This window comes from Pseudomonas sp. FP2300 (assembly GCF_030687595.1).
Lineage (GTDB): Bacteria > Pseudomonadota > Gammaproteobacteria > Pseudomonadales > Pseudomonadaceae > Aquipseudomonas > Aquipseudomonas bijieensis.
Genome location: NZ_CP117440.1, coordinates 5,168,510 through 5,192,745 on the forward strand (window position 1 = coordinate 5,168,510; position 24,236 = coordinate 5,192,745).

22 protein-coding genes and 1 riboswitch are annotated in these 24,236 nt (G+C 62.8%); of the genes, 6 read left to right on the forward strand and 16 right to left on the reverse strand.

Annotated elements, in window-relative coordinates; genetic code table 11:
• Nucleotides 1-6 precede the first annotated feature (6 nt).
• A complete protein-coding gene (locus PSH86_RS22860) occupies nt 7-1,200 on the reverse strand; it encodes an MFS transporter (protein ID WP_305485119.1) in 1,194 nt (397 codons plus the stop codon).
• A 103-nt stretch (nt 1,201-1,303) separates the two neighbouring features.
• Between PSH86_RS22860 and PSH86_RS22865 the strand changes: the two genes are divergently transcribed.
• A complete protein-coding gene (locus PSH86_RS22865; RefSeq protein ID WP_109754002.1) occupies nt 1,304-1,843 on the forward strand; it encodes a TetR/AcrR family transcriptional regulator in 540 nt (179 codons plus the stop codon).
• Between the two features lie 386 nt (nt 1,844-2,229).
• Nucleotides 2,230-5,700, forward strand: coding sequence for a PAS domain-containing hybrid sensor histidine kinase/response regulator (locus tag PSH86_RS22870; RefSeq protein ID WP_176689267.1), 3,471 nt, complete (start codon nt 2,230-2,232; stop codon nt 5,698-5,700).
• Nucleotides 5,701-5,892: 192 nt separating this feature from the next.
• Here PSH86_RS22870 and rmuC read toward each other — a convergent pair whose 3' ends face one another.
• A complete protein-coding gene (rmuC, locus tag PSH86_RS22875; protein WP_163858969.1) occupies nt 5,893-7,278 on the reverse strand; it encodes a DNA recombination protein RmuC in 1,386 nt (461 codons plus the stop codon).
• Between the two features lie 188 nt (nt 7,279-7,466).
• Complete coding sequence (locus PSH86_RS22880; protein WP_109753999.1) at nt 7,467-7,790, reverse strand: sel1 repeat family protein; 324 nt, start codon at nt 7,788-7,790, stop codon at nt 7,467-7,469.
• Nucleotides 7,791-8,743: 953 nt separating this feature from the next.
• On the opposite strand from PSH86_RS22880, the gene PSH86_RS22885 reads away from it, so the two are divergent.
• The 3 genes from PSH86_RS22885 to PSH86_RS22895 all read left to right on the forward strand — a co-directional run bounded on the left by PSH86_RS22885 (nt 8,744) and on the right by PSH86_RS22895 (nt 11,155).
• Nucleotides 8,744-8,968, forward strand: coding sequence for a hypothetical protein (locus tag PSH86_RS22885; RefSeq protein ID WP_053124246.1), 225 nt, complete (start codon nt 8,744-8,746; stop codon nt 8,966-8,968).
• A gap of 276 nt (nt 8,969-9,244) precedes the next feature.
• Complete coding sequence (locus tag PSH86_RS22890) at nt 9,245-9,727, forward strand: hypothetical protein (RefSeq protein WP_109753998.1); 483 nt, start codon at nt 9,245-9,247, stop codon at nt 9,725-9,727.
• A gap of 144 nt (nt 9,728-9,871) precedes the next feature.
• Nucleotides 9,872-11,155, forward strand: a complete 1,284-nt coding sequence (locus tag PSH86_RS22895; RefSeq protein WP_109753997.1) for an OmpP1/FadL family transporter — start codon at nt 9,872-9,874, stop codon at nt 11,153-11,155.
• Between the two features lie 88 nt (nt 11,156-11,243).
• Here PSH86_RS22895 and PSH86_RS22900 read toward each other — a convergent pair whose 3' ends face one another.
• From PSH86_RS22900 to cobO, 13 genes are all read right to left on the reverse strand, one after another.
• Nucleotides 11,244-11,795 carry a glutathione peroxidase gene (locus PSH86_RS22900; RefSeq protein ID WP_305485127.1) on the reverse strand — a complete coding sequence of 184 codons (552 nt, stop codon included), beginning with the start codon at nt 11,793-11,795 and terminating at the stop codon, nt 11,244-11,246.
• Nucleotides 11,796-12,160: 365 nt separating this feature from the next.
• The gene (locus PSH86_RS22905) at nt 12,161-13,369 is read right to left on the reverse strand and encodes an MFS transporter (protein ID WP_163857205.1); all 1,209 of its coding nucleotides are present in this window, start codon (nt 13,367-13,369) and stop codon (nt 12,161-12,163) included.
• A 52-nt stretch (nt 13,370-13,421) separates the two neighbouring features.
• Nucleotides 13,422-13,826, reverse strand: coding sequence for a MarR family winged helix-turn-helix transcriptional regulator (locus PSH86_RS22910; RefSeq protein ID WP_072348667.1), 405 nt, complete (start codon nt 13,824-13,826; stop codon nt 13,422-13,424).
• 72 nt (nt 13,827-13,898) lie between these two features.
• Nucleotides 13,899-14,630: an adenosylcobinamide-GDP ribazoletransferase gene (locus tag PSH86_RS22915; protein ID WP_305485131.1), complete on the reverse strand. Its 732-nt coding sequence runs from the start codon at nt 14,628-14,630 to the stop codon at nt 13,899-13,901.
• A 2-nt stretch (nt 14,631-14,632) separates the two neighbouring features.
• Entirely contained in the window at nt 14,633-15,208 is a 576-nt protein-coding gene (cobC, locus tag PSH86_RS22920) for an alpha-ribazole phosphatase family protein (protein WP_163857199.1), read from the reverse strand.
• Nucleotides 15,205-16,260 (reverse strand): nicotinate-nucleotide--dimethylbenzimidazole phosphoribosyltransferase, encoded by a 1,056-nt coding sequence (gene cobT / locus PSH86_RS22925; protein WP_305485134.1) that lies wholly within the window; start codon nt 16,258-16,260, stop codon nt 15,205-15,207. The genes cobC and cobT overlap by 4 nt, the downstream gene beginning before the upstream one ends.
• Nucleotides 16,257-16,778 (reverse strand): bifunctional adenosylcobinamide kinase/adenosylcobinamide-phosphate guanylyltransferase, encoded by a 522-nt coding sequence (gene cobU / locus PSH86_RS22930; RefSeq protein ID WP_305485136.1) that lies wholly within the window; start codon nt 16,776-16,778, stop codon nt 16,257-16,259. Before cobU ends, cobT begins: the two co-directional genes overlap by 4 nt.
• A gap of 242 nt (nt 16,779-17,020) precedes the next feature.
• A complete protein-coding gene (locus tag PSH86_RS22935) occupies nt 17,021-18,472 on the reverse strand; it encodes a cobyric acid synthase (RefSeq protein ID WP_305485138.1) in 1,452 nt (483 codons plus the stop codon).
• Complete coding sequence (cobD, locus tag PSH86_RS22940) at nt 18,469-19,461, reverse strand: threonine-phosphate decarboxylase CobD (protein WP_232201039.1); 993 nt, start codon at nt 19,459-19,461, stop codon at nt 18,469-18,471. Before cobD ends, PSH86_RS22935 begins: the two co-directional genes overlap by 4 nt.
• Nucleotides 19,454-20,362, reverse strand: coding sequence for an adenosylcobinamide-phosphate synthase CbiB (gene cbiB / locus PSH86_RS22945; protein ID WP_232201040.1), 909 nt, complete (start codon nt 20,360-20,362; stop codon nt 19,454-19,456). The genes cobD and cbiB overlap by 8 nt, the downstream gene beginning before the upstream one ends.
• Entirely contained in the window at nt 20,359-21,009 is a 651-nt protein-coding gene (gene bluB, locus PSH86_RS22950) for a 5,6-dimethylbenzimidazole synthase (protein WP_305485142.1), read from the reverse strand. Before bluB ends, cbiB begins: the two co-directional genes overlap by 4 nt.
• Entirely contained in the window at nt 21,006-22,406 is a 1,401-nt protein-coding gene (locus PSH86_RS22955) for a cobyrinate a,c-diamide synthase (protein WP_305485144.1), read from the reverse strand. Before PSH86_RS22955 ends, bluB begins: the two co-directional genes overlap by 4 nt.
• A complete protein-coding gene (gene cobO / locus PSH86_RS22960) occupies nt 22,403-23,014 on the reverse strand; it encodes a cob(I)yrinic acid a,c-diamide adenosyltransferase (RefSeq protein ID WP_109753972.1) in 612 nt (203 codons plus the stop codon). The genes PSH86_RS22955 and cobO overlap by 4 nt, the downstream gene beginning before the upstream one ends.
• Before the next feature lie 78 nt (nt 23,015-23,092).
• Nucleotides 23,093-23,304: riboswitch (cobalamin riboswitch) on the reverse strand.
• A gap of 159 nt (nt 23,305-23,463) precedes the next feature.
• Here cobO and PSH86_RS22965 point away from each other — a divergent pair.
• Entirely contained in the window at nt 23,464-24,048 is a 585-nt protein-coding gene (locus PSH86_RS22965) for a hypothetical protein (RefSeq protein WP_116833246.1), read from the forward strand.
• The last annotated feature ends 188 nt before the right edge of the window (nt 24,049-24,236 follow it).

The window sequence follows — 24,236 nt, forward strand, 5'->3', positions numbered from 1 at the left end:
ACGGCTTCAAGGCCGAACACCCTCGCCTGCCGGCTTTACCGACTGACGCGATAACCCCAGCAACGCAGCGGCCGACAGCACGATCAGCACCGCGCCATAACCATCGGTCGTCGGGATCAACCCGAACACCCGCGTCAGATTCCCGGCCAGCAACGATGGCAGGCTGAACGCCAGGTAGCTGAGGACATAAAACGCCGACATCAAACCGGCCCGCTCGTGGGGCAAGGCCAGCGGCATGATGCTACGCAACGCCCCCAGGAACCCGGCGCCGAAACCACTGCCGGTCACCAGCGTGCCAATGAAGAACAACGGCAAGCTGCCGCCGTGTACCGCGATCAGTACCAGCGCCAGGCCTATCACCAACAGGCTGGCGGACAGGCGCAGCATCTTGTCGGCTTCCTGGTTGCGCAGCGTGTAGATGGACAACGCGCCGGTGAGCGTCAACACCGCCACCAGTGCACCGCCGATCAGGTTGGATGTCGACCCGGTCGCGGCCCGCACCAGGGAAGGCGCCAAGGACAAATAGAAACCGCCCACCGCCCAGGCCGCCAGGTTCAGCGGCAGTATCAGCCACAAGGCCCGCCGCGCCTGGACCGGCACATGCAAGGTCGGACGCAGCGACTGCCAGGCACCGGGTTGCGGGCTGACGCTCTCCGCCAGACGCCAGATATAAAGGGCCTGAATCAGGAACAGCCCCAGCAGAATCCAGTAAGTCAGTTGCAGCGGCAGCGGCGCGAACTCCGCCAACAGGCCGCAGCCCAACGCCCCGCACGCCATGCCCAACAAGGGCGCGACGCTGGTAATCAGCGGGCCTTGTCGGCGGTCGAAGTCCAGCAACGCAGCGCCCAGCACGCTGGTGGCCATGCCCGTGGCGAAGCCCTGGATCAAGCGGGCGCCGATCAGCCAGGCGACACTGTCCGCATTGATGAACAGCAACATCGCCAGCATATTGAGCAACAGCGCCACGAAGATCACCGGCTTGCGCCCCAGGTAATCCGACAGCGAGCCCACGGTCAGCAAGGCCGCCAACAAACTGAATGCGTAGACACCGAAAATCAGCGTCAGGATCGCCGGGGAAAATTGCAACTGTTCCTGATAGAGGTGATACAACGGCGTCGGCGCGCTGGACGCGGCGAGAAAACCGAGCAAGGTGATCGCCAGGAAGATCAGGCTGGCGCGGGTCGAAGCTGGACGGGACATGGGCACGCTCCACAAGAACATTCGCAAAAGCTAATTTTTTGCTTTTGCGGAGTGTGCTACTGGCGTGCGCTTAAAGCAAATTCTTTGTGTTAAGGTCTGACACATGGCTATTAAAGAAGGTTTACGCCCCGGCGGTCGAAGCGCCCGGGTCCAGGAATCGATTCACTCGGCGGTCCGCGCCCTGCTGCAAGAGCAGGACCGCGCCACCCTGACCGTGCCGCAAATCGCCGCGCGCGCCGGGGTGACGCCGTCCACCATCTATCGGCGCTGGGGCGATTTGCCGGCGCTGCTCGCCGACGTCGCCATCGCCCGCATGCGCCCCGACAGCGAACCGGTCAACACCGGCAGCCTGCGCGGCGACCTACGCGCCTGGGCCGAGCAGTACCTGGACGAAATGAGTTCCGAGCCCGGTCGCAACATGATGCGCGACATCCAGGCCTGCGCCACCCCGGGGCATTGCGTGGGCATCCTCAGTACCCAGTTGCAGATCATCCTGGATCGCTACCCAGATGCGCCGAACCCTGGCGTCGAGCGGTTGATCAATGTGGTAGTGGCGCCGACGGTGTTTCGCATCCTCTTCGCCACCGCGCCGTTGGCGGTCGAGGAGTTGTATCGGTTGGTGGATATCGCGTTGGGTCAGTAAAGCCGCCATCGCGAGCAGGCTCGCTCCCACACTGGATCTGCGGTGAACACAAAATTTATGTTCGCCTGAGACCCCGTGTGGGAGCGGGCTTGCTCGCGAAGGCGGTGGCACATTCAACATTGATGCAAGCTGACCCAGCGCTTTCGCGAGCAGGCTCGCTCCCACAAGGAACCTGAGGTGAATACAAATCCATGGTTCACCCCCAATCAAATGTGGGAGCGAGCCTGCTCGCGATGAGGCCCGCCAGAACACCCTATAACCCAATGCTGATCGCAACCCGCGACTCCCCGCCACGCCTCGACCTTGGTCGACACTGACGAACCCGGGCCGGCGTGCGAGACTGTCCTGCCGGGCCCAGGTCCCGGTGTCTTTGTCCGGGAGTTTCCATGTCGTTGTCCAGCGGGCTGATCGCCGTTGTCGCCCTGGCCTATATGGCCATCATGTTCGCCATCGCCTTCTACGGTGACCGGCGCAGCACGCCGCTGCCGCCACGCATGCGCGCCTGGGTCTACAGCCTGTCGCTGGCGGTGTACTGCACCAGCTGGACGTTCTTCGGTGCAGTCGGCCAGGCCGCCGAACAGCTCTGGTCCTTCCTGCCGATCTACCTCGGGCCGATCCTGCTATTGGTGCTGGCGCCGTGGGTCCTGCAGAAGATGGTGATGATCAGCAAGCAGGAGAACATCACCTCCATTGCCGACTTCATCGCCGCCCGCTATGGCAAGTCCCAGTCCCTGGCAGTAGTGGTCGCGCTGATCTGTCTGGTCGGTGTGTTGCCGTACATTGCCTTGCAGCTCAAGGGCATCGTGCTCGGGGTAAACCTGCTGATCGGGGCCGGGGCCGATGCCATGGGCACCCGTGCCCAGGACACCGCGCTGATCGTCTCGCTGATTCTGGCGCTGTTCACCATCGTGTTCGGTACGCGCAACCTGGACGCCACCGAGCACCATCGCGGCATGGTGCTGGCGATTGCCTTCGAATCCCTGGTCAAGCTGTTCGCCTTCCTGGCGGTCGGTGCGTTCGTGACGTTCGGTCTTTACGACGGCTTCGACGACCTGTTCAACCAGGCGATGCTCGCCCCACGCCTGGAGCAATACTGGAAAGAAACCATCAACTGGCCGTCCATGGTGGTGCAGACCGGGGTGGCGATGATGGCAATCATCTGCTTGCCACGGCAGTTCCATGTGACCGTGGTAGAGAACATCGAGCCCCAGGACCTGCGCCTGGCCAAATGGGTATTCCCTGCCTACCTGGCCCTGGCCGCGCTGTTCGTGGTGCCCATCGCCCTCGCCGGGCAAATGATGCTGCCCAGTTCCGTGCTACCGGACTCGTTCGTCATCAGCCTGCCGCTGGCCCAGGCCCATCCGGCCCTGGCAGTGCTGGCGTTCATTGGTGGCGCCTCGGCGGCGACCGGCATGGTGATCGTCGCCAGCGTGGCCCTGTCCACCATGGTTTCCAACGACATGCTGTTGCCCTGGCTGCTGCGCCACAACAACGCCGAACGGCCTTTCGAAGTGTTCCGCCAATGGATGCTCTCGGTGCGACGGGTGAGCATCGTGGTGATCCTGTTACTGGCCTATGTCAGCTACCGCCTGCTGGGTTCGACGGCGAGCCTGGCGACCATCGGCCAGATCGCCTTCGCCGCCGTGACCCAACTGGCCCCTGCCATGCTCGGCGCGTTGTACTGGAAACAGGCCAACCGCCGCGGCGTGTTCGCCGGCCTCGCCACAGGGATTTTCCTGTGGTTCTACACCTTGGTGCTGCCGATCGCCGCCCACAGCCTGGGCTGGTCGCTGAGCAGCTTCCCGGGCCTGGCCTGGTTGCACGGCAACCCATTGAACTTGCCGATTACGCCACTGACCCAAGGGGTGGTCCTGTCCCTGGCCGGCAACTTCACCGTGTTTGCCTGGATCTCCGTGCTGTCGCGCACACGCGTTTCGGAACATTGGCAGGCCGGACGCTTCATCGGCCAGGAAATCAGCGCCCGTCCCAACCCCCGTTCAATGCTGGCGGTACACATCGAAGACCTGTTGCAACTGGCCGCGCGCTTCGTCGGCGAAGAACGGGCGCGGCAGAGTTTCATCCGTTTTGCCTACCGCCAGGGCAAAGGCTTCAACCCGACCCAGAACGCCGACAGCGAATGGATCGCCCACACCGAACGCCTGCTGGCCGGTGTACTTGGGGCTTCTTCGACAAGAGCTGTGGTAAAAGCCGCCATTGAAGGTCGGGAGATGCAGCTCGAAGACGTCGTCCGGATCGCCGACGAAGCGTCGGAAGTGCTGCAGTTCAACCGCGCCTTGCTGCAAGGTGCCATCGAGAACATCACCCAGGGCATCAGCGTGGTCGATCAGTCCCTCAGACTGGTGGCGTGGAACCGTCGCTACCTGGAGCTGTTCAAGTATCCGGACGGCTTGATCAGTGTTGGCCGGCCCATTGCCGACATCATTCGCTACAACGCCGAGCGCGGCCTCTGCGGCCCTGGCGAAGCGGAAGTCCACGTCGCCCGACGCCTGCACTGGATGCGCCAGGGCCGCGCCCACACCTCTGAGCGGCTGTTCCCCAATGGCCGAGTCATCGAGCTGATCGGGAACCCGATGCCTGGCGGCGGTTTCGTCATGAGCTTCACCGACATCACCGCTTTCCGTGAGGCCGCGCAAGCGCTGACCGAAGCTAACGAGGGGCTGGAGCAACGGGTGGCCGAACGCACCCGGGAATTGTCCCAACTGAACCTGGCCCTGACCGAAGCCAAGAGCACCGCCGAAGCGGCCTATCAATCCAAGACGCGGTTCCTGGCAGCGGTCAGCCACGACCTGATGCAACCGCTCAACGCCGCGCGGCTGTTCTCCGCCGCGCTGTCCCACCAGTGCAACGACTTGCCGGACGAAGCGCGACAACTGGTGCAGCACCTGGACAGCTCACTGCGCTCCGCCGAAGACCTGATCAGCGACCTGCTGGACATTTCCCGCCTGGAAAACGGCAAGATCAACCCGGACCGCAAGCCCTTCGTCCTCAACGAACTGTTCGATATCCTCGGCGCCGAATTCACCGCCCTGGCCCAGGAACAGGGCCTGAAATTCCGCGTGCGCGGTTCGCACCTGCGGGTGGACAGCGACATCAAGCTGCTGCGCCGGGTCTTGCAGAACTTCCTCACCAACGCCTTCCGCTACGCCAAGGGGCCGGTGCTGCTGGGGGTACGTCGGCGCAACGGCGAATTGTGCCTGGAAGTCTGGGATCGCGGGCCGGGCATCGCCGAGGACAAGCTGCAGGTGATTTTCGAAGAGTTCAAGCGCCTGGACAGCCACCAGACCCGTGCCGAAAAAGGCCTGGGCCTGGGTCTGGCAATCGCCGACGGGCTATGCCGCGTGCTGGGCCATACCTTGCGCGTACGCTCCTGGCCAGGGCGCGGCAGCGTGTTCAGCGTCAGCGTTCCCCTGGCCCATACGCAGGCCGCCGTACCCAGCGTGGTCGCCGAACCCAACGGCCATTTGCCAAGCGGCGCGCAGGTACTGTGCGTCGATAACGAAGACAGCATCCTGATCGGCATGAACAGCCTGCTGACACGCTGGGGTTGCCAGGTGTGGACGGCGCGCAACCGGGAAGAATGCGAGCGTTGGCTGGCCCAGGGTGGCCGGCCACAACTGGCACTGGTGGATTTTCATCTGGACGATGGCGAGACCGGCACCGAGCTGATGGCCTGGTTGCGCACGCGCATGGGGGAGCCGGTGCCGGGGGTGGTGATCAGTGCCGATGGCCGGCCGGAAACGGTGGCCCGGGTGCATGCGGCGGGCCTGGATTACCTGGCCAAGCCGGTGAAGCCAGCGGCGTTGCGGGCGTTGCTGAGTCGGCATTTGCCGTTGTAGGCACCACACCGTGATCCTGGGAACATAGTGGCCTCTGTGGCGAGGGAGCTTGCTCCCGCTGGGCTGCGCAGCGGCCCCCTTTTTCGTGAGTGCTGCGCACTCAAGCGGGAGCAAGCTCCCTCGCCACAGGGGTTTGCTTCAGCCTTGGGTTTTGCTTCAGCCTTGGGTTTTGCTTCAGCCTTAGGGCTTGCTTCAGTCTTGAGAAGGTTCGGCTTCTTCGGACAACTCGGGCAACCCGTCCGCCCCCGTCATCGCTCGCTCGAGCAACTCCGCCGGCAAGCTCTTGCTGGCCCGGGCGCCGAGCAGTTTGAGCTGTTCACTACGGCTGATCAGGTTGCCGCGCCCTTCTGTCAGTTTGTTGCGTGCCGCGCTGTAGGCTTTGTCCAACTGCTGCAAACGGCTGCCGATCTCGTCCAGGTCCTGAATAAACAAGACGAATTTGTCATACAGCCACCCGGCCCGCTCGGCGATTTCCCGGGCGTTCTGGCTCTGGCGCTCCTGTTTCCACAAGCTGTCGATCACCCGCAAGGTCGCCAGCAAAGTGGTCGGGCTGACAATCACGATATTGCGGTCGAAGGCTTCCTGGAACAGGTTCGGCTCGGCTTGCAGGGCGGCGGAAAACGCCGCTTCGATGGGCACGAACAACAGCACGAAATCCAGGCTGTGCAGGCCATCCAGGCGTTTATAGTCTTTGCCGGCCAGGCCTTTGACATGGGCGCGCAATGACGCCACATGTTGCTTGAGGGCGTGTTGACCGATGGCGTCGTCCTCGGCGGCCACGTACTGCTGATAGGCCGTGAGGCTGACCTTGGAATCGACCACCACTTGCTTGTCGCCCGGCAGATAAATCAACACGTCCGGCTGGAAACGCTCGCCGTCCGGGCCCTTGAGGCTGACCTGGGTCTGATACTCGCGGCCCTTCTCCAGGCCGGCATGTTCGAGTACCCGCTCCAGGATCAGCTCGCCCCAGTTGCCTTGGGTCTTCTGGCCCTTGAGCGCCCGGGTGAGGTTGGTCGCCTCGTCGCTCAAGCGCAGGTTCAGTTGTTGCAAGCGCTCCAGTTCCTTGCCCAGGGAGAAACGTTCCCGGGCCTCGGCCTGATAACTTTCTTCGACGCGTTTTTCGAAGGACTGGATGCGTTCCTTCAGCGGATCGAGCAACTGGCCCAGGCGCTGCTGGCTGGTTTCGGCGAAACGCTGCTCACGTTCGTCGAAGATCTTCCCGGCAAGCTCGGCGAACTGTGCCCGCAACTCGTCTCGCGAACCTTGCAGGTCATCCAGGCGTTGCTGGTGGCTTTCCTGCTGCTCGCGCAGTTCGGCATGCAACGACGCCGCCTGGGCATCGAGCCGCCGCAGTTCCGCTTCCTTGTTGGCGCGTTCGAGGTTCCAGGCGTGGGCCGCATCCCGGGCATTGTCGCGTTCGATCTGCAACAACTCGACTTCACGACAGGCCGCGGCAAGCTCGGCTTGCTTGGCGGCGTTGGCCTGGCTCAGGTCACTGATCTCGTCGCGACAGGCATCGAGCTGGGCGTTGAGGCCATCGTGGGCCATGTGGGCAGTAGCCAGGCGCTCTTCCAGCAGGGCCAGCTCGGTCTGCGCGACACTGGCCTGACGTTGCAGGTGCCAGGCCAGTGCCAGCAACGGCAGCGCAGCGCCTGCCAGGCCAAGCAACAGGCTGGTCAAATCCATAGCCATGACAATTCCTGCCGATCAAATAAAGCCCGAAGGTTAACCAAGCGGCTGGGGGTTGCCCAGCGCAGTCTGCGTTTTCAGTCTTGGATTTCACCGAGGGCCCGCCGAGCACGATCATCACCGGCCCGCGCGGCCTGGCGCAGCAGGTCGTGGCCGATGCGTCGATCCCGGGCGTTGCCGCACTCACGGCACATCAACTGCCCGAGGCGACTTTGCGCAGCCACCACGCCTTCACGGGCCGGTTGCTTGAGTAGACGGCCGGCCAAGTGCTTCACGCTGGGGCTGTCCCCCAGTCGCGGGCTGTCGAGTAGCCACTCAGCCAGCCGCATCGAAATTCGCTTGGGTGGGGTAACACGAGGGGGTACGGAGGTAACAGGATTTGATACTGAGCGAAACTTCATAAAACACTGTGGGACAGATCGGAAGGCGCGCCACTCTACTCCTTTTTTCGTACGGGTAAAGCCGAAAAAAACCAGCACGCCCGTGCTAGAGCAAGCGCTTGGGACAATCCACAGAAGCTGTGGATAACTCAGTGGACAACCCACCCTGAACCCGCGCAAAGCCCTGTGGAACGGGGCCTGCGCTCAAACTGACGATTTTTTCACCAGTAAAAAAAAGCGATGTTTTTCATTGACTTAAATTTTGGGTACAGGCACCCACCCCGGATTGTTTCGACATGACAGTACAGTGACAAGTGGTGTAGCGAGTGTGCACAAGTAACAGCCGAACTGGTTATAACGCTGCAATTTTTTGGCGCATCTGGCGGTAAAACCTGGGGATAACCTGAGGCCTCGCGCGCGGCGTCGCTGGCACGGGCGCATCTGCGCGCACTTGAATCCTGTGCTATAGATCGCTCACTCCCCCTGGTTTATCGCGCTATTTGAATATTTTTTAACCAACGCCCTTCCCTTCATGGGTTCAATCCGTTAGTATCCGCAGCGTTAGTACCAAGCTGAAAGTCAATTCCGGGTCGAACACATCTCCACGGTCAGCCATCCTTCAAAGGACGCCTCATCGAAAAAAGAGACCGACCCCCTCGATGGTTTCCAGGTAAATCTTGCGCCAACACAGCCTTTGATCGAACGCAAAGGGTGTTGCCAGGCTCATTACTCTGACCGAACCAACCTGCAAAATTGATCAGGATCTTCACCCCGGGCCCAGAACCTTTGCCCTCGCTGTGTTGCCTGCCCTCCTAAGTACCTACCTGCCAGCCCAAGCGCGCACTCTATATAGCGCTCAAACTGGCTGCTTTGTTCCAGTCGGGTTCTTCGTTCGACCAATGGTGGTCGACGTTACTGGAACGTTTTAACGTTGCACGGTTCTTAACCGTGTCATTTGTAGGAACACCCATAACATGTCCAATCAAATCCATGCACAGGATGCTATCCGCACCCTAACCAACGCTTTTGCCCCGATGAACTGCCTGATCATGGCCGCTCGCAAAGGCTGCTTCAGCTTCACCCTGGTCAACGAACACGGCATCGCCCGTCACAGCGAACGCCTCTACCCCGATCAGTACTCCAGCGCTGAACCGCTGCAGGCCGTGATCGAGCGTACTCGCCAGGCACTGGTTGCCTGAGACGCCAGAAAGGCTGAAACCCCAAAGGCCCCGCCCAGAAAGCGGGGCTTTTTATTGCCCGGAATTTCTCGATCGAGCGAAACGGCGTAAGCACCAAGGGATATAACAGTTATAACCGTTCGTTGAAGATGTTTTAAAAACAGTCCTTTACAGCGCAAATATGACACTACACTTCAAGTCAAGCGGCATGATCCGCTTCCGGCGGGGCCTGGACCGATCCACCGCTGCCAAGGCCACACTCTTCAGGCTCCGCCCCTTTCACGCTTCGAGGGTTTTATGGGTATCGCAGCCAGCGAACTGTGTCGATATGTGATCCGCCCGACGCTCCTCTACCTTGAGCGCCACAGCGCAACGGCGGAATCCTTGTTACTGGGCATTGCCGCCAGCCAGTCTGCCCTGGGCTCAGCCCTGCATGATCGACGCGGGCATGGCCTGTATCGCATTACCGAACCCCGACACCAGGCACTCTGGGACCATTACCTGGCGCTGGACCCGGAACGTGCCAGCCTGGTACGTGGCCTGGCCAGCCAGCACGCCTTTCTCAGCGGCCCGCACCTGGAACTGACCGTCAACCTGCGCTACGCCACCGCCATTGCCTGGCTGTTGGTGGAGGAACAGAACACCCCGCTTCCCGAAACCGATGACCTGCTGGGCATGGCCCGCATCTGGCGCCAGACCTTTCACCCCCAAGGGCGCCTGCGAGATTTCACCTGCGCCTGGCAAAGCTGTGTTTCGCCTCTGAACCAAGTCGCTTGCTGACGGGAAATTTGGAAAGTTCCTACAACGGTCGCGAATCTGGTCGGATTGTCCTACAAAACCGCTCTAAATCAAGCCATCCAGGCTATAGCGCTTGAACGAAAATGTTGGTAATTTTCGCCCCGGTGATCACCAGGAGTTCTAACAATGAAAAAAATGATGCTCAAAACCACCCTTGGCCTTGCCGTTACCTTGGCATCCACTCAACTTTTCGCCAGTGGCTTTGCCTTGAACGAACAAAGCATCAGTGGCATGGGCACTGGTTTCGCTGGTCGTTCTTCTGTTGCCGATGATGCAAGCACCGTATTTGGCAACCCTGCCGGCATGTCGCGCCTCAAGCGCCAGCAAGTCACCGGTGGCTTCGCCGCCATTGATGCCTCCACCGATATCGACGATGCCAGCGGCACCCAGTCCGGCACCAACAAGGGCGACATGGTCCCGCTCACTGGCGTTCCGATGGGTTATTACGTCAAGCCCATCGATGATCAATGGGCATTCGGCCTGGGTGTCTACGCACCGTTTGGCTTGATCACCGATTATGAAAACGGCTTCCAGGGCGGCAACTTCGGCAGCAAGAGCGAAGTGAAGGTCGTCACTTTCCAGCCAACCGTCAGCTATGCCTTCAACGACAAGGTATCGATCGGTTTCGGCCCGACCATCAACCGTATCTCCGGCTCACTGGAATCGACCCTGAGCACACCACTGTCGCCTAACGATGGCGACGTGAAGATCAAGGGCGACGACATTGGCTATGGCTACAACATCGGTGTACTGGTCCAGGCGACCGATACCACTCGTGTTGGCCTGACCTATCACTCCAAGGTCAAATACAAACTCGAAGGCCATACCGAAATCAGTCCAGGGGCCGGCACTCCTGCCAGCCTGCTGAATGGCGCGCGCTACGATGCTTCGCTGGACATCACCACACCTGAGTCGGTGGACTTCTCGGTCACCCAGCAGATCAATGATGCCTGGACCGTCTATGCAGGCAGCACCTGGACTCGCTGGAGCCGCCTGAAAGAAATCACCGTGAACAACGACGGTGTGACACCCGCTACGGGTGGTGCCTTCGCGCCCGGCTTCTTCAGTTCCATTACTGAAGAGCAAAACTGGCACGACACCTGGGCCTACGCCATCGGTACCTCCTACCAGTTGAACAAGCAGTGGGTGCTGCGTACCGGCCTGTCCTTCGACCAGGCGCCGACCAACAACCAGGACCGTTCGCCACGCATCCCGACCGGCGACCGGACCATCTTCAGCCTGGGTGCCGGCTGGAGCCCGACCGACGACCTGACCATCGACGTGGCTTATTCCTACCTCAAGGAAGAAAAAGTCAACGTCAGTGGCAGCAATGCCCTCGGCCAGTCCTACAACGCCAAATACGAAAACAGCGCCAACGGTTTCGGTGTCGGTGCGACTTACCGCTTCTGATGTTTCACGGCGAACCTGAACCCCTCGCCACCTGAAGCAAAAAAGCCCCGCTCTCTGCAAAGAGGCGGGGCTTTTTCGTGGCAGGCGATCAGGGTCTGGAGGCGATGGCTGCTTCTACCGCCTTGATGAAATCGGGATCGTCAGGCTTGATCCGGCTGGAAAAACTACCAACGACCTTACCCTGGCGATCCACCACATACTTGTAGAAATTCCATTTCGGCGCGCCGGATTGTTCAGCCAAGTGCTTGAACAGCGGTATCGCATCCGCACCACGCACCGGCTGCGGCTCGGTCATGGTGAAGGTCACGCCGTAATTGACGTAGCAGACCTTGGCCGTTTCAGCGCCATCCTTGGACTCCTGTTTGAAATCGTTGGACGGTACGCCGAGCACTTGCAAGCCTTCGCCCTTGTAGCGCTGGTTCAACGCTTCGAGGCCTTTGAACTGCGGGGCAAATCCACAAAAGCTGGCGGTGTTGACCACCACCAACGGCTTGCCGGCGAAGCGCTGGCACAGATCGACGGTTTCCTTGGCCCGCAGCTTGGGCAGCGAGCCCTCCAGCAACGGCGGGCAACCGGCGGCCCAGACTTGCCCGGTCACAGCGAGCAACAGGGCGGAAGCAGCAAACCAGCGCATCAACATGTCGGATTTCCTTAAAAGCATGTCAGACCATCCATTGCAGTTCACTTAAGAAAAACACTGAACCCGTGGCGAGAGAGCTTGCTCCCGCTTGACCGGGCAGGCGCTCCAGCGCGAAGCGCTCACAACAAGGGGGCTGCTGCGCAGCCCAGCGGGAGCAAGCTCCCTCGCCACGGATTTTGACTGCCTTAGGTGATCAGCGTTGCCGTCAGGCCACGACGTTACTCTGTCACGCCCGCCGCCGTCCATTGTTCAACACGTGCCCATGCCCAGTTGCATCACGGCCAACCCGCCCTGGTGCCAGCCCCACCAGGCGAGTGCCAGCAACAGGCCGGCGCCGGCAGCGATCAGCCATGGACCGACGCGACTCATGCCGCACCGACCTGGACTTGCAGGCGCGCCACCGGCCGCTCACGCACCGGCCAGTTCAACGCCGCCGCCAACAGGCTGAGCAGGATCGATACCTGCCAGATCAAGTCATAGCTGCCAGTGCGGTCGTACACCACCCCACCCAACCACCCACCGAGGAACGAGCCCAACTGGTGGAACAGGAACACGATCCCACCCAGCATCGACAGATTTCGTACGCCGAACAAGGTCGCTACCGTGCCATTGGTCAACGGCACCGTCGACAACCACAGCAAGCCCATCGCCATCCCGAACGCATAGGCCGTGGTGGTGGTCACCGGCAACCACAGGAACAGACCGATCACCACCGCCCGCACCAGGTACAACCCGGTCAGCAGCCGCGGCTTGGACATGCGCCCGCCCAACCAGCCGGCAGTGTAGGTACCGAAGATGTTGAACAACCCGACCAGGGCCAGCACGGTGGTACCGACGCTGGCGGGCAGGTGTTGGTCCACCAGGTACGCTGGCAAATGCACGCCAATGAACACCACCTGGAAACCGCAGACAAAAAAACCAATCGCCAGCAGCCAGAACCCGGAATGGCTGCACGCCTCGCGCAAGGCTTCGGCCAGGGTCTGTTCGTGGCCGACCACCGGCAACGGCGCGTCCTTGAGCATGCTCACCAGCGGCACGATCAACGCCACCAGCAGCCCCAGCGCCAGCAGCGCCGCCGACCAACCGAGCCAGCCGATCAGCCCCAGCGTACCGGGCAGCATGGCGAACTGGCCGAAGGAACCGGCGGCACTGGCGATGCCCATGCCCATGCTGCGTTTTTCCGGCGGCACGGCTCGTCCGACCACCCCCAGAATTACCGAGAAGGACGTGCCCGACAAGCCGATACCGATCAACAGACCCGCGCTCAGCGACAACGACCACGGCGAGTCGGCCATGCCCATGAACACCAGGCCAAGCGCGTAGAGCACACCGCCGATCAGCACCACTTTCGCCGCACCGAAGCGGTCGGCCAGCGCGCCGGTGAAAGGCTGCGCCAGGCCCCAGATCAGGTTCTGCAAGGCAATGGCGAAGGCGAATACCTCACGGCCCCAGCCGAACTCGGCACTCATGGGCGCCAGGAACAGGCCGAAGCCGTGCCGCACGCCCAGGGACAACGCCAGGATCAGTGCGCTGCCCACCAGGACCCAACCACAGGTACGCCACATCGATGTCATTTTTATTCTCCAGTCGCGGGTATATACCCACTTATCATCGAACGAACCGGCTTCACGCCAGTTCATCCAGCAAGGCCAGCAAGGTCGCGCGTTTTTCGGCGCCCAGCTTATCGATCAGTTTCTGTTGCGCCGCTTCCCACGCCGGCAACGCCGCCGCCAACCGGGCGTGCCCCGCGTCAGTGAGCACGACGATGCGGTTGCGCAGGTCGTCGCCCTCGGCCAGTGCCACCAGTCCCTCGCCTTCGAGCACCCGCAGGTTGCGCCCCAGGGTGCTGCGATCCAGGCCCATGGCCTCGGCCAGGGAGGAAATGCTCGGTTGATCCAGGCGCGCCAGGTTGTTCAGCAAAGAATACTGGGCAACGTTGATCCCGAAGCCGTCGAGGGCGCCGTCGTAATACCTGCTGACGCCACGTGCGGCACGACGCAGATTGATGCACAGACATTGGGAAGGAAGCATGATGCGTGTATATACCCGCGATTAAGTGAATGCAAATTTAAATGAACGCTGCCCCGCCGACAAGCTCCGGCTTCAACGCAACGCAAACGCGACCAGAACGGCGGTTTCCAGCAGTTCCAGCAAGGCGCCTGCCGTATCTCCGGTGCAGCCTTGCAGCCTGCGCAGCATCATCCGTCGCAACCCGACGAAGACCAGCGTGGCCACCCCCAACGCCCACAACCCGGCCCAGCCCAACAGCAGCAGGCAAGCCAGCGCACAGGCCGACAACACCTGCCAGCCCGAGCGGCGCGGCAAGTGATCGGCGAGCGCCTGGCCTAACCCACCGGCACGTACATACGGCGTCGTCAGGAACAACCCCAGCAATGCGCCACGCCCCAGCATCGGCACGATGAGCAACGCCAAGGCCTGCTCCTGTTCGATCAACGCCACCAGCGCTGCCCATTTGAGCAGCAACACCAACACCAACGTCACGACGGCAATCGGCCCGCTGCGCGGATCCTTCATGATCAGCAACGTCCGTTCGCGATCGCCGAAACCGCCGAGCCACGCATCGGCGCTGTCGGCCAGGCCATCCAGATGCAGCCCACCGCTAAGCAACACCCACGCCGCCAGCAACAACGCGGCATGAAGCAGCAACGGCGCACCCATCAGCAACGAATCCAAAACCCATAACAGCCCGCCGAACACCAGCCCTACCAGCGGATAGAACAGCAGCGAACGACCCAGTTGCTCGGGTTCGGGCATGCCAGGCAGGCGAACCGGCAGGCTGCTGAGAAATTGCAGGGCAATCCAGAAGGGCAACATGTTCAAAGCGCCTCTTTAAGCACTAAACCTGCCGACACTGCCAGGGAAAACAGCGCGCCATGACCGACTTCGACATTGAGCAACTGCTCCCGAGGCAGGCCGCGGGCCTGGGCCAGCAGCAGGCGCATCACGCCGCCATGGCTGACCAGCAAGACCCGCTGACCGGCATAGGCCGCGTGCAGGCGTTCGACCGCCGCCAGGACGCGGCTGGAAAACGCCAGCACCGGCTCGCCTTCGGGGGGCGTGAAGGCATAGGGATCGGCCCAGAACCGGCCCAATGCCTCGGCGTCGGTGTCCATCAACGCCGCCGCGCTGCGACCTTCCCAGGCGCCGAAATGCAACTCTTGCAGGTCTTTGTCCAGGTGCACCGGCACGTTGAGCCGGGCGCCGAGTTGCTCGGCGAAACGGGCGCAGCGCTGCAAGGGTGAGCTGACCAGGCGATCCCAGGGCCCGCCCTGGGCGACAGCCGTGTGCATCTGCTCCCAGCCCCTGGCCGTCAAGGCGTCGTCGAGGCTGCCGCGCAAGCCGCCGCCCAGTTCGGTTTCGCCGTGACGCAGCAGGTCCAGGCGCAAGGTCATGCCGGGCGATCCGCCACGGCCGCTTCGGCAAACGTCGCCATCTGCCCGTGCAGGTCACACGCCAGGCGCAGCAGCGGCACCGCCAGCGCCGCGCCACTGCCCTCACCCAGGCGCAGGCCGAGATCCAGCAGCGGTTCGGCGCCGAGGGTTTCCAGCACGTGGCGATGGCCCGGTTCGGCGCCGCGATGGGCGAACAGCAACCACGACCGGCACGCCGGATTGAGGCGTACCGCCACCAGGGCCGCGACGCTGCAGATGAAACCATCCACCAGCACGACGACGCCCTGCTGGGCACAGGCCAGGTACGCACCGACCAACGCGGCGATTTCAAAACCGCCGAGGTTGAACAGGATCTGCAGCGGGTCGTTGCCCTGGGCAGCGTGCAACGCCAGGGCCCGTTCGATTACCAGGGCCTTGCGGCTGACGCCCGCCGCGTCCAATCCCGTGCCCGGCCCGACCAGTTGCGCCACCGGGCAATCGAGCAAGGCGCAGGCCAGGGCGCTGGCGGCGGTGGTGTTGCCGATACCCATCTCGCCGCCAATGAACAGTTGCGCCCCGATGGCGACGGCACGGGCCACGCTGTCGCGGCCGGCGTGCAAGGCTTGTTCGCCCTGGGACGCGGTCATGGCTGGGCCCTGGAGGAAATTCGCCGTGCCAGGGCCGACATTCAGATGGCGCACACCGGGCAGGTCGAGCGAAGGCGTCACGGTGCCCAGGTCCACCACTTCCAGGGACGCGCCCAGTTGCCGCGCCAGAACGCTGATGGCCGCGCCGCCGCTGACGAAGTTGAACAGCATCTGCCCAGTGACTTCCTGGGGATAGGCCGATACGCCTTCAGCCACCACGCCGTGGTCACCGGCAAAAATCGCGATCCACAGCCGATCCAGGCTCGGCTTGACCTGCCCTTGCAGGCCCGCCAGTTGCACCGCCACCGATTCCAGTCGGCCCAATGAACCGGCGGGTTTGGTCAGCTGTTGCTGACGGGCCGTGGCCTGCTCCAAAGCCTGGGTATCGAGGGGCTTGCATGGGTCCAGCCACCAGCGGTGATTCATAACGCAGTACCTTTGAGGGTCAGGGGCAGGCCGGCGACGGTCAGCACGACGCGCTGACAACGTTCGGCCAAGGCTTGATGCAGCCAACCGGCTTCATCGACGTAACGGCGAGTCAACTCGCCCAGCGGCACGACACCCATGCCGGTCTCGTTGCTGACAAAAATGATTTCACCGGGCAGCGCGGCCAGGCAGTCCAGCAGCGCTTCGCGCTCGGTATTGAGTTGCTCGGGATCGTCGAGCATCAGCAGGTTGGTCAGCCACAGGGTCAGGCAGTCCACCAGCAGGCATTGCCCTGAAGCGGCGTTTTCCCGCAGCACTCGGGCCAGGGCCAAGGGCTCCTCCAGCAGCGCCCATTCGGCCGGACGGCGGGCGCGGTGTTGGGCGACCCGTGCGCTCATCTCGCCGTCCAGGGGTTGGCTGGTGGCGATGTAGGTCACTGGCAGTTGGGTGTCCGTGGCGAGTTTTTCCGCCAAGCGACTCTTGCCGGAGCGGGCGCCGCCGAGGATCAGTTGCAGCATGTTTTTTTACCTTTCAAATGGCGGTGTTGCTGCCGTCCTCTTCGCGAGCAGGCTCGCTCCCACAGTAGATCTGGGGTGTACATGAATTCTGTGATCATCAGAGATCCAATGTGGGAGCGAGCCTGCTCGCGATGAGGCCAGCCCAGCCACCCTAGATCCCACAGAGCCCACACTGAACCTGCTGTGTACACAAATCCCCCTGTGGGAGCGGGCTTGCTCGCGAAGGGGCCGGTACAGCCACCTCAAATCCCACAGAGTTCACGCAACAATCCAGTATCCAGATGCCGCTCCACCAAGTCCGCCAGCCGCTCGATGTCCCGCTCGCGCAAGCCGTGGTAGTCCACCGTTTGCACATCCTGCAACCCGGCCCAACGCAACAATGCGCTGCTGGCCTGGGGCGACTCGAACAGCCCGTGCAGGTAGGTGCCGAAAATCTGCCCGTCGAGGCTCTGGGCGCCGTCGCAACGGCCGTCGTCCAGATGCACCGCCGGGTTTTCCAGGGCCGGGCCGCTGGTTACGCCGGCATGAATCTCATAGCCACTGACTTCGGCCTCTTCCAACGCCAACCGCCCGCGCACATTGCGCAATTGCTTCTCGTGTTCCAGGGTCGTTTCGAAAGCCAGCAAACCCAACCCGGCACTGGAACCCGCCGCCCCTTCCAGCCCCAGCGGGTCGTGGACGTGCTGGCCGAGCATCTGCAAGCCGCCGCAGATGCCCAGCAACTTGCCGCCGTAGCGTAGATGACGCTGGATCGCCGTGTCCCAACCGTTGGCGCGCAGATAGGCCAGGTCGCTGCGCACGCTTTTTGAACCGGGCAGGATGATCAGGTCGGCCGGCGGGATGGTTTGGCCGGGGCCGATGAATTGCAGGTCGACCTGGGGGTGCAGGCGCAGCGGATCGAAATCGGTGTGGTTGCTGATGCGCGGCAACACCGGCACCACCACCTTGAGCACTTGCTCGGCCTTGTCGGCCTGGCGTTGGTCGAGGCCGTCCTCGGCTTCCAGGTGCAGGTCCATCACGTACGGCAACACGCCGATCACCGGTTTGCCGGTGCGCGCCTCCAACCAGTCCAGGCCCGGTTGCAGCAAGGCGATGTCGCCGCGAAAACGGTTGATGATGAAGCCCTTGACCCGCGCCTGCTCGCTGGGGGAAAGCAACTCCAGCGTACCGACCAGATGGGCGAACACGCCGCCACGGTTGATATCGGCGATCAGCAGCACCGGGCAGTCCACCGCCTCGGCAAAACCCATGTTGGCGATATCACCGGCGCGCAGATTGATCTCCGCCGGCGACCCGGCACCCTCTACCATCACCACCGGATACGCGGCGCTCAAGCGTGCGTGGGAGGCGAGCACAGCTTGCATCGCGATGGCTTTGTAATCGTGATAGGCCACGGCGTTCATGGTGGTGACGGCACGGCCATGGATGATCACTTGCGCGCCGGTATCGCTGTTGGGCTTGAGCAATACCGGATTCATGTCGGTGTGCGGTTCGAGCCCGGCAGCCTGGGCCTGCACGGCTTGAGCGCGACCGATTTCGCCACCATCGGCGGTCACGGCGCTGTTGAGGGCCATGTTCTGCGGCTTGAACGGCACCACACTCACACCCTGGCGCCTGACCCAGCGGCACAGCGCCGTGACCAGGGTGCTTTTGCCGGCATCGGAGGTGGTGCCCTGCACCATCACTGTGGTCATTGAACGTCCTTGGCGTAGGCCTCGAAGGCCTGTTCGAGGCGCAGGAATTCGCCGTCGTCAGCCGGCAGTCCGAAGCGCAGGCTGCCGGTACTGGTGAACAACCGCAGGAGAATGCCGCGATGGGCCATGAAATCGTGAAGCCCCTCGGCGTGCTCGGTGACCAGCCACTGGAACAATCCGCAGCCGCCCTGAGGCTTGAAACCGTGATGCTCGAGCACCAGCGCCAGGCGTTGGCTGGTGGCTTCGCAGCGTTGGCGTTGACGGGCGTGGGCGTCGCTGTCCAGCAAGCACGCCTGGCCCAAGACCCGGGTCGGCCCGCTGACGGCCCATGGCCCGACCTGTTCGGCGAGCAACTTGAGCAAGCGGCGCTCGGCCAAGACAAAACCCAGGCGCACCCCGGCCAGGCCAAAGAACTTGCCAAACGAACGCAGCACGATCAACCCGACCAGATGGGTGTGCGCCGCCAGGCTCAGCGCCGGTGTGATGTCCATGAAGGCTTCATCCACCACCAGCCAGCCACCGCGCTGGGCCAGGCGGGCATGCCAGTCCAGCAAGCGCTCGGGCGCAAGGCTCAGGCCCGTGGGATTGTTCGGATTGACCACCACCAGCACATCGAGGCTGTCGATGAAGAAATCCACCTCCGACGCCAACACTTCGCGCACGATGTAGCCACTGCGGCGCCAGGCTTCGGCATGTTCGGCGTAACACGGCGAAAGCACACCGACCTTGCCGGCCCGACGCAAACGCGGCAACAACTGAATAGCCATCTGCGAACCGGCCACCGGCAGCACATCCAACGCACCGTAGTAATCGCAGGCGGCCTGTTCCAAACCGTCATCGGTTTCCGGCAAGCGTGCCCAGGCCCGCAGGGGAATCGCCGGGACCTCGAACGGCCAGGGCGCCAGGCCGCTGGACAGGTCGAGCCAATCCGCCTCGGCAATGCCGTATTGCCGGGCCGCGTTGCGCAGGCGTCCACCGTGTTCAAGCATAAAACTCAGCTCCCAGGCAGAGAATCAGCAACCACAACCATACCCCGCGCTGGACCAATTGCCAGCCGCGATCGATGGAGTCGGCACTCGCCGGCAGGCCTTCGCCCAAGGGCGGACGTTGGTGCAGTTCGCCGTGATAAACCGCCGCCCCGCCCAGCTCGACGCCCAGCGCGCCGGCACCCGCGGCCATCACCGGCCCGGCGTTGGGGCTGTCCCAGGTTGGGCCTTGGGTGCGCCAGCACTTGAGCGCCAGGCGGGTCTTGCCGAGCAGCGCGTAGGTCAACGCCACCAGGCGCGCCGGGATGTAGTTGAGCACGTCGTCGATCTTCGCCGCCGCCCATCCAAAGCGTTCGAAGCGTTCATTGCGATAGCCCCACATGGCGTCGAGGGTATTGCTCAAGCGGTACAGCACCACGCCGGGCGCGCCAGCCACGGCGAACCAGAACAGCGCGGCGAACACCGCGTCGCTGCCGTTTTCCAGCACCGATTCGGTGGCGGCGCGGGCCACGGCGGTCTCGTCCAGTTCTGCCGTCTCGCGGCTGACCAGATAGCCGACTCGCAGGCGCGCCTCGTCCAGATCACCACTGCGCAGCGCCCGCGCCACCGGCTCGACATGTTCGCCAAGGCTGCGCAGGCCGAGGGCACAGTACAACGCCAGGATCTCCACCAGCCAACCCACCACAGGCGCCCAGGACAGAGCCGTGGCCAGCAGGGTCAGCGGCACCACGGCGATGATCCACGCCGTCACCCCGTGGCTGCGCCAGCCGCGCCCGCCGGAATTGAAGCGTTGTTCGATGCGATCGGCAAAGCCACCGAACGCCACCAACGGATGCCAGCGCCGGGGCTCGCCCAACAGCGCATCCAGCGCCACCGCAGCGGCACTGAGCAACGCCACACTCATGGGCTCACACCCCAATGGTTTTCATACAGCAGTTCATTGAGCGGACGCGGCTGCGCCCAACCTTCCAGGGCGAGCATTGGCGCCGGATAAAATCCCTCGACCGGGCCCAGACAGAGTACCGCCAGCGGCTTGGCCCCGACGGGCAGGCCCAGCAGGTCGGCCAGGGCCTGAGGTTCGAACAGCGATACCCAGCCCATCCCCAACCCTTCAGCGCGAGAGGCCAGCCACAGATTCTGGATTGCGCAGGACAGCGAGGCCAGGTCCATTTCCGGCAAGGTCCGGCGACCGAAGATGTGCCGCTCGCGATCATCCATCAACGCCGCCACCAGCACTTCGGCGCAATCGTCGATGCCTTCGACCTTGAGCTTCATGAACTCATCGCTGCGCTCGCCCAGGGCCTCGGCGGTGCGGACTCGTTCCTGCTCCACCAGTTGGCGGATCTGCCCACGCAAGGCGCGGTCGCTGATGCGAATGAATCGCCATGGTTGCATCAGGCCGACGCTGGGGGCCTGGTGCGCGGCTTCCAGCAGACGGCGCAGCAGGGCCGGTTCGACCGTGCCGCCGGTGAAGTGGCGCATGTCACGACGTTCGGCGATGGCGCGGTAGACCGCTTCGCGTTCGGTCTGGGAGAAAGCGGTATCTGTCATGGCCTCTTCGCGAGCAAGCTCGCTCCCACACTGGCTAGCGCAGCACTTGAGATCACACAATCCCCTGTGGGAGCGAGCCTGCTCGCGATAGCGGTCTCAGGATCAGGCGCAAACAACCCGGCAATCGCCCGCGGATTCGACGGAAAATAAAAATGCACATAGGAAGCCGTCATCCGCCCCTGCCGGAATACCGCCTCCGCTCCTCTCCCGCCATTGGGGCTATGCCCACGGGCAATCGGTTCAAGCTCGGTGCTGGTCAGGGAGTGATGATAGGTGTGCCCACGCAGGTTGCCTTCCGGCAAATCCACCGATTGCAGCGCCAGGGCCGCCAGGCGCTTCTGCATCTGCGCATCGCCGGCCAGCAAACCCAACAGTTCGGCGCACACGCCGTCGACATCGGTCAATGAATCGAGCAGGTACAACATGCCGCCGCATTCGGCGAGCAACGGTTTGTCGGCGGCATGATGGGCACGGATCGCCGCCAGCATCGCCGTGTTCCGGGCCAGCGCAACGTGGTGCAGTTCCGGATAACCGCCGGGCAGATACAGGCTGTCCGCCTCGGGTAGCTCGCTGTCATGGATCGGCGAAAAGAAGCTCAATTGCGCGCCCATGGCCCGCAGCAGATCAAGGCTTGCGCCATAGGTGAAGGCGAACGCTTCGTCACGGGCCACGGCGATGCGTACCCCAGCGAGCCACGGCTCAACAGCGATCACCTCGGGCGCGGCGAATGCCACCGCTGGCGGCAGCGCTACTTCGCAACTGCCGGCCAAGGCCTCGGCCGCCGCGTCGAGGCGCAGGTCGAGGTCATTCAATTCACGGGCCTGGACCAGGCCGAGATGACGGCTGGGCAATTCGATGCCGGTTTCCCGGGACAACGCGCCGTACCAGCGCAGGCCTTCGGTCAGGCTGCCTTCGAGCAATTGTGCGTGGCGCAGGGTGCCGACGCGGTTGGCCAATACTCCGGCGAATGGCAAGTCCGGCTGATAACGCGCCAGGCCCAGGGCCAGGGCGCCGAAAGTCTGGGCCATGGCCGTGCCGTCGATCACCGCCAGCACCGGCACACCAAAATGCCGCGCCAGGTCAGCGCTGGACGGGGTACCGTCGAACAGCCCCATCACCCCTTCGATCAGGATCAGGTCTGCTTCAGCGGCGGCCTCCCACAACAGCCGACGGCTCTCCTGCTCGCCGACCATCCACATGTCCAATTGATAGACCGGCGCACCGCTGGCCCGCTCCAGGATCATCGGGTCGAGGAAGTCCGGGCCGCACTTGAAGACGCGCACCTTGCGTCCCTGGTTGCGATGCAACCGGGCCAGCGCCGCGGTGACGGTGGTCTTGCCTTGTCCCGAGGCCGGAGCGGCGATCAGCACTGCCGGGCAGTGGCGAGCATCACTCACAGTTCGACGCCTTTCTGCGCCTTGATGCCCGCCTGGAACGCGTGCTTGATCATGCCCATTTCGGTCACGGTGTCGGCCAGCTCGATCATCTCCGGCTTGGCGCCGCGACCGGTCACCACCACATGCTGCATCGGCGGACGGGCCTGCAGATCGCTCAACACCTGATCGAGGTCGAGGTAACCGTGCTTGAGGGCGATATTGAGTTCATCGAGCACCACCAGGCCAATGGACGGATCGCTGAGCAATTGCCGCGATACGGCCCAGGCAGCTTCAGCGGCGGCGATGTCGCGCTGGCGGTCCTGGGTTTCCCAGGTAAACCCTTCGCCCATCACATGAAAACGTACCTGCTCCGGGAAGCGGCGGAAAAACAGCTCTTCACCGGTGCTGTTGCGCCCCTTGATGAACTGCACCACCCCACATTGCATACCGTGCCCCATGGACCGTGCGAGCATGCCGAACGCCGAGCTGCTCTTGCCCTTGCCGTTGCCGGTCAGCACCAGCAGCAGGCCGCATTCGTTCGGCGAGTTGGCGATGCGCTCGTCGATCACGGCTTTCTTGCGCAGCATGCGCGCCAGGTGGCGTTCGTCGCGATCGGGGATGTCGGTCATGGAAGCTCTCCGTTGGGATTGGATAACGGCGGGCGGGCACAAAAAAAGACGGCAACAAGCCTGGCATCGCCCACCGTGATGCCGTTGGATGAATCAGGCCGGTCTCCGGGCTCATGAGCGGCGCAATGCCCGGCTGTGCGCCTTCCCATGTCTGTGCGACACAGTGGCTTTAGCGCAGCCTTGACTCATTTACCGTTGCGGGGGCAGCGCCGGGTTCGTGTGCACTCACCGGCTTCCCTGTTTCACTCTATCGACCGGGGTCATAGAGCACCTGAAACAAGCGGCGAAGGTTAGAGGGTTGGGGGTGGAGCGTCAATTAAAGCCGCCTTGGGCCATGCACCAAACATTGGCCCCGATCAATAAAATGACGCCAATCTTGTGCCACGCTACGGCAAGTGATATCAAATAGGCATCATGACCCGATATCACAAGAACAAGAGGGCAAAAACATGCAAGGCATGCTCATCAGCAATCCAAAGCTGGAATTCCTGCGCCCGGTGCTGGAACGCTGGTTTGATTGTATCGACCGCTACAACGCCGTGCGCGGCGATAACGACACCCCGTACTGGTTCGATGAACGGGCCAACCTTGGCCTGTTGTCGGCTGCCGCCTGGATGGCCGAGATGGTCACGCTGCAGAGCGCGCCGACCCGCAAGCAGAATGAAGAAGGCGAACGCAACGTCAGCGCCGATCTGTTCATCGCCGGCGCCGATGAACGCGCCTTTATCCAAGCCACCCAACGCTGGCCCAAGGTCACCAACCTGAACCTGACCCAGCCGCTGCTGGAAGCCACCAGCGACGCCAAGCGCATCAGCTACGCCAGCGACCTGAAGCTGGGCTGCCTGTTCGTCGCGCCGCAGAAGGCCCAGCAAAGCGCTACGCCCGAAGAATTGCAGGACATGGTCGACGACCTGCAGAAGGAGAACACCTGCGCCGTGGCCTGGTACTTCCCTTACGCCTATCGCAAGCTGCGCAACGAAGCCGGTCACTACCATCCTGGCATTGCGGTGCTGTTCAAACAGGCCCACGGCTGATTCATCCCGCACAAGAAGCTGTGGGAGCAAGCTCCCACAGTGAATCTTCAGCAGACATAAAACTCATATACACCCCGCTCCCACACTGGATTTTCAGCATGCACAAAATCCAGTTACTGCCTGACTGACAGGCCTACCCACGGTTGAACCATCGCGCGTCTACGCTCCTCTATGAATAACTACATGCA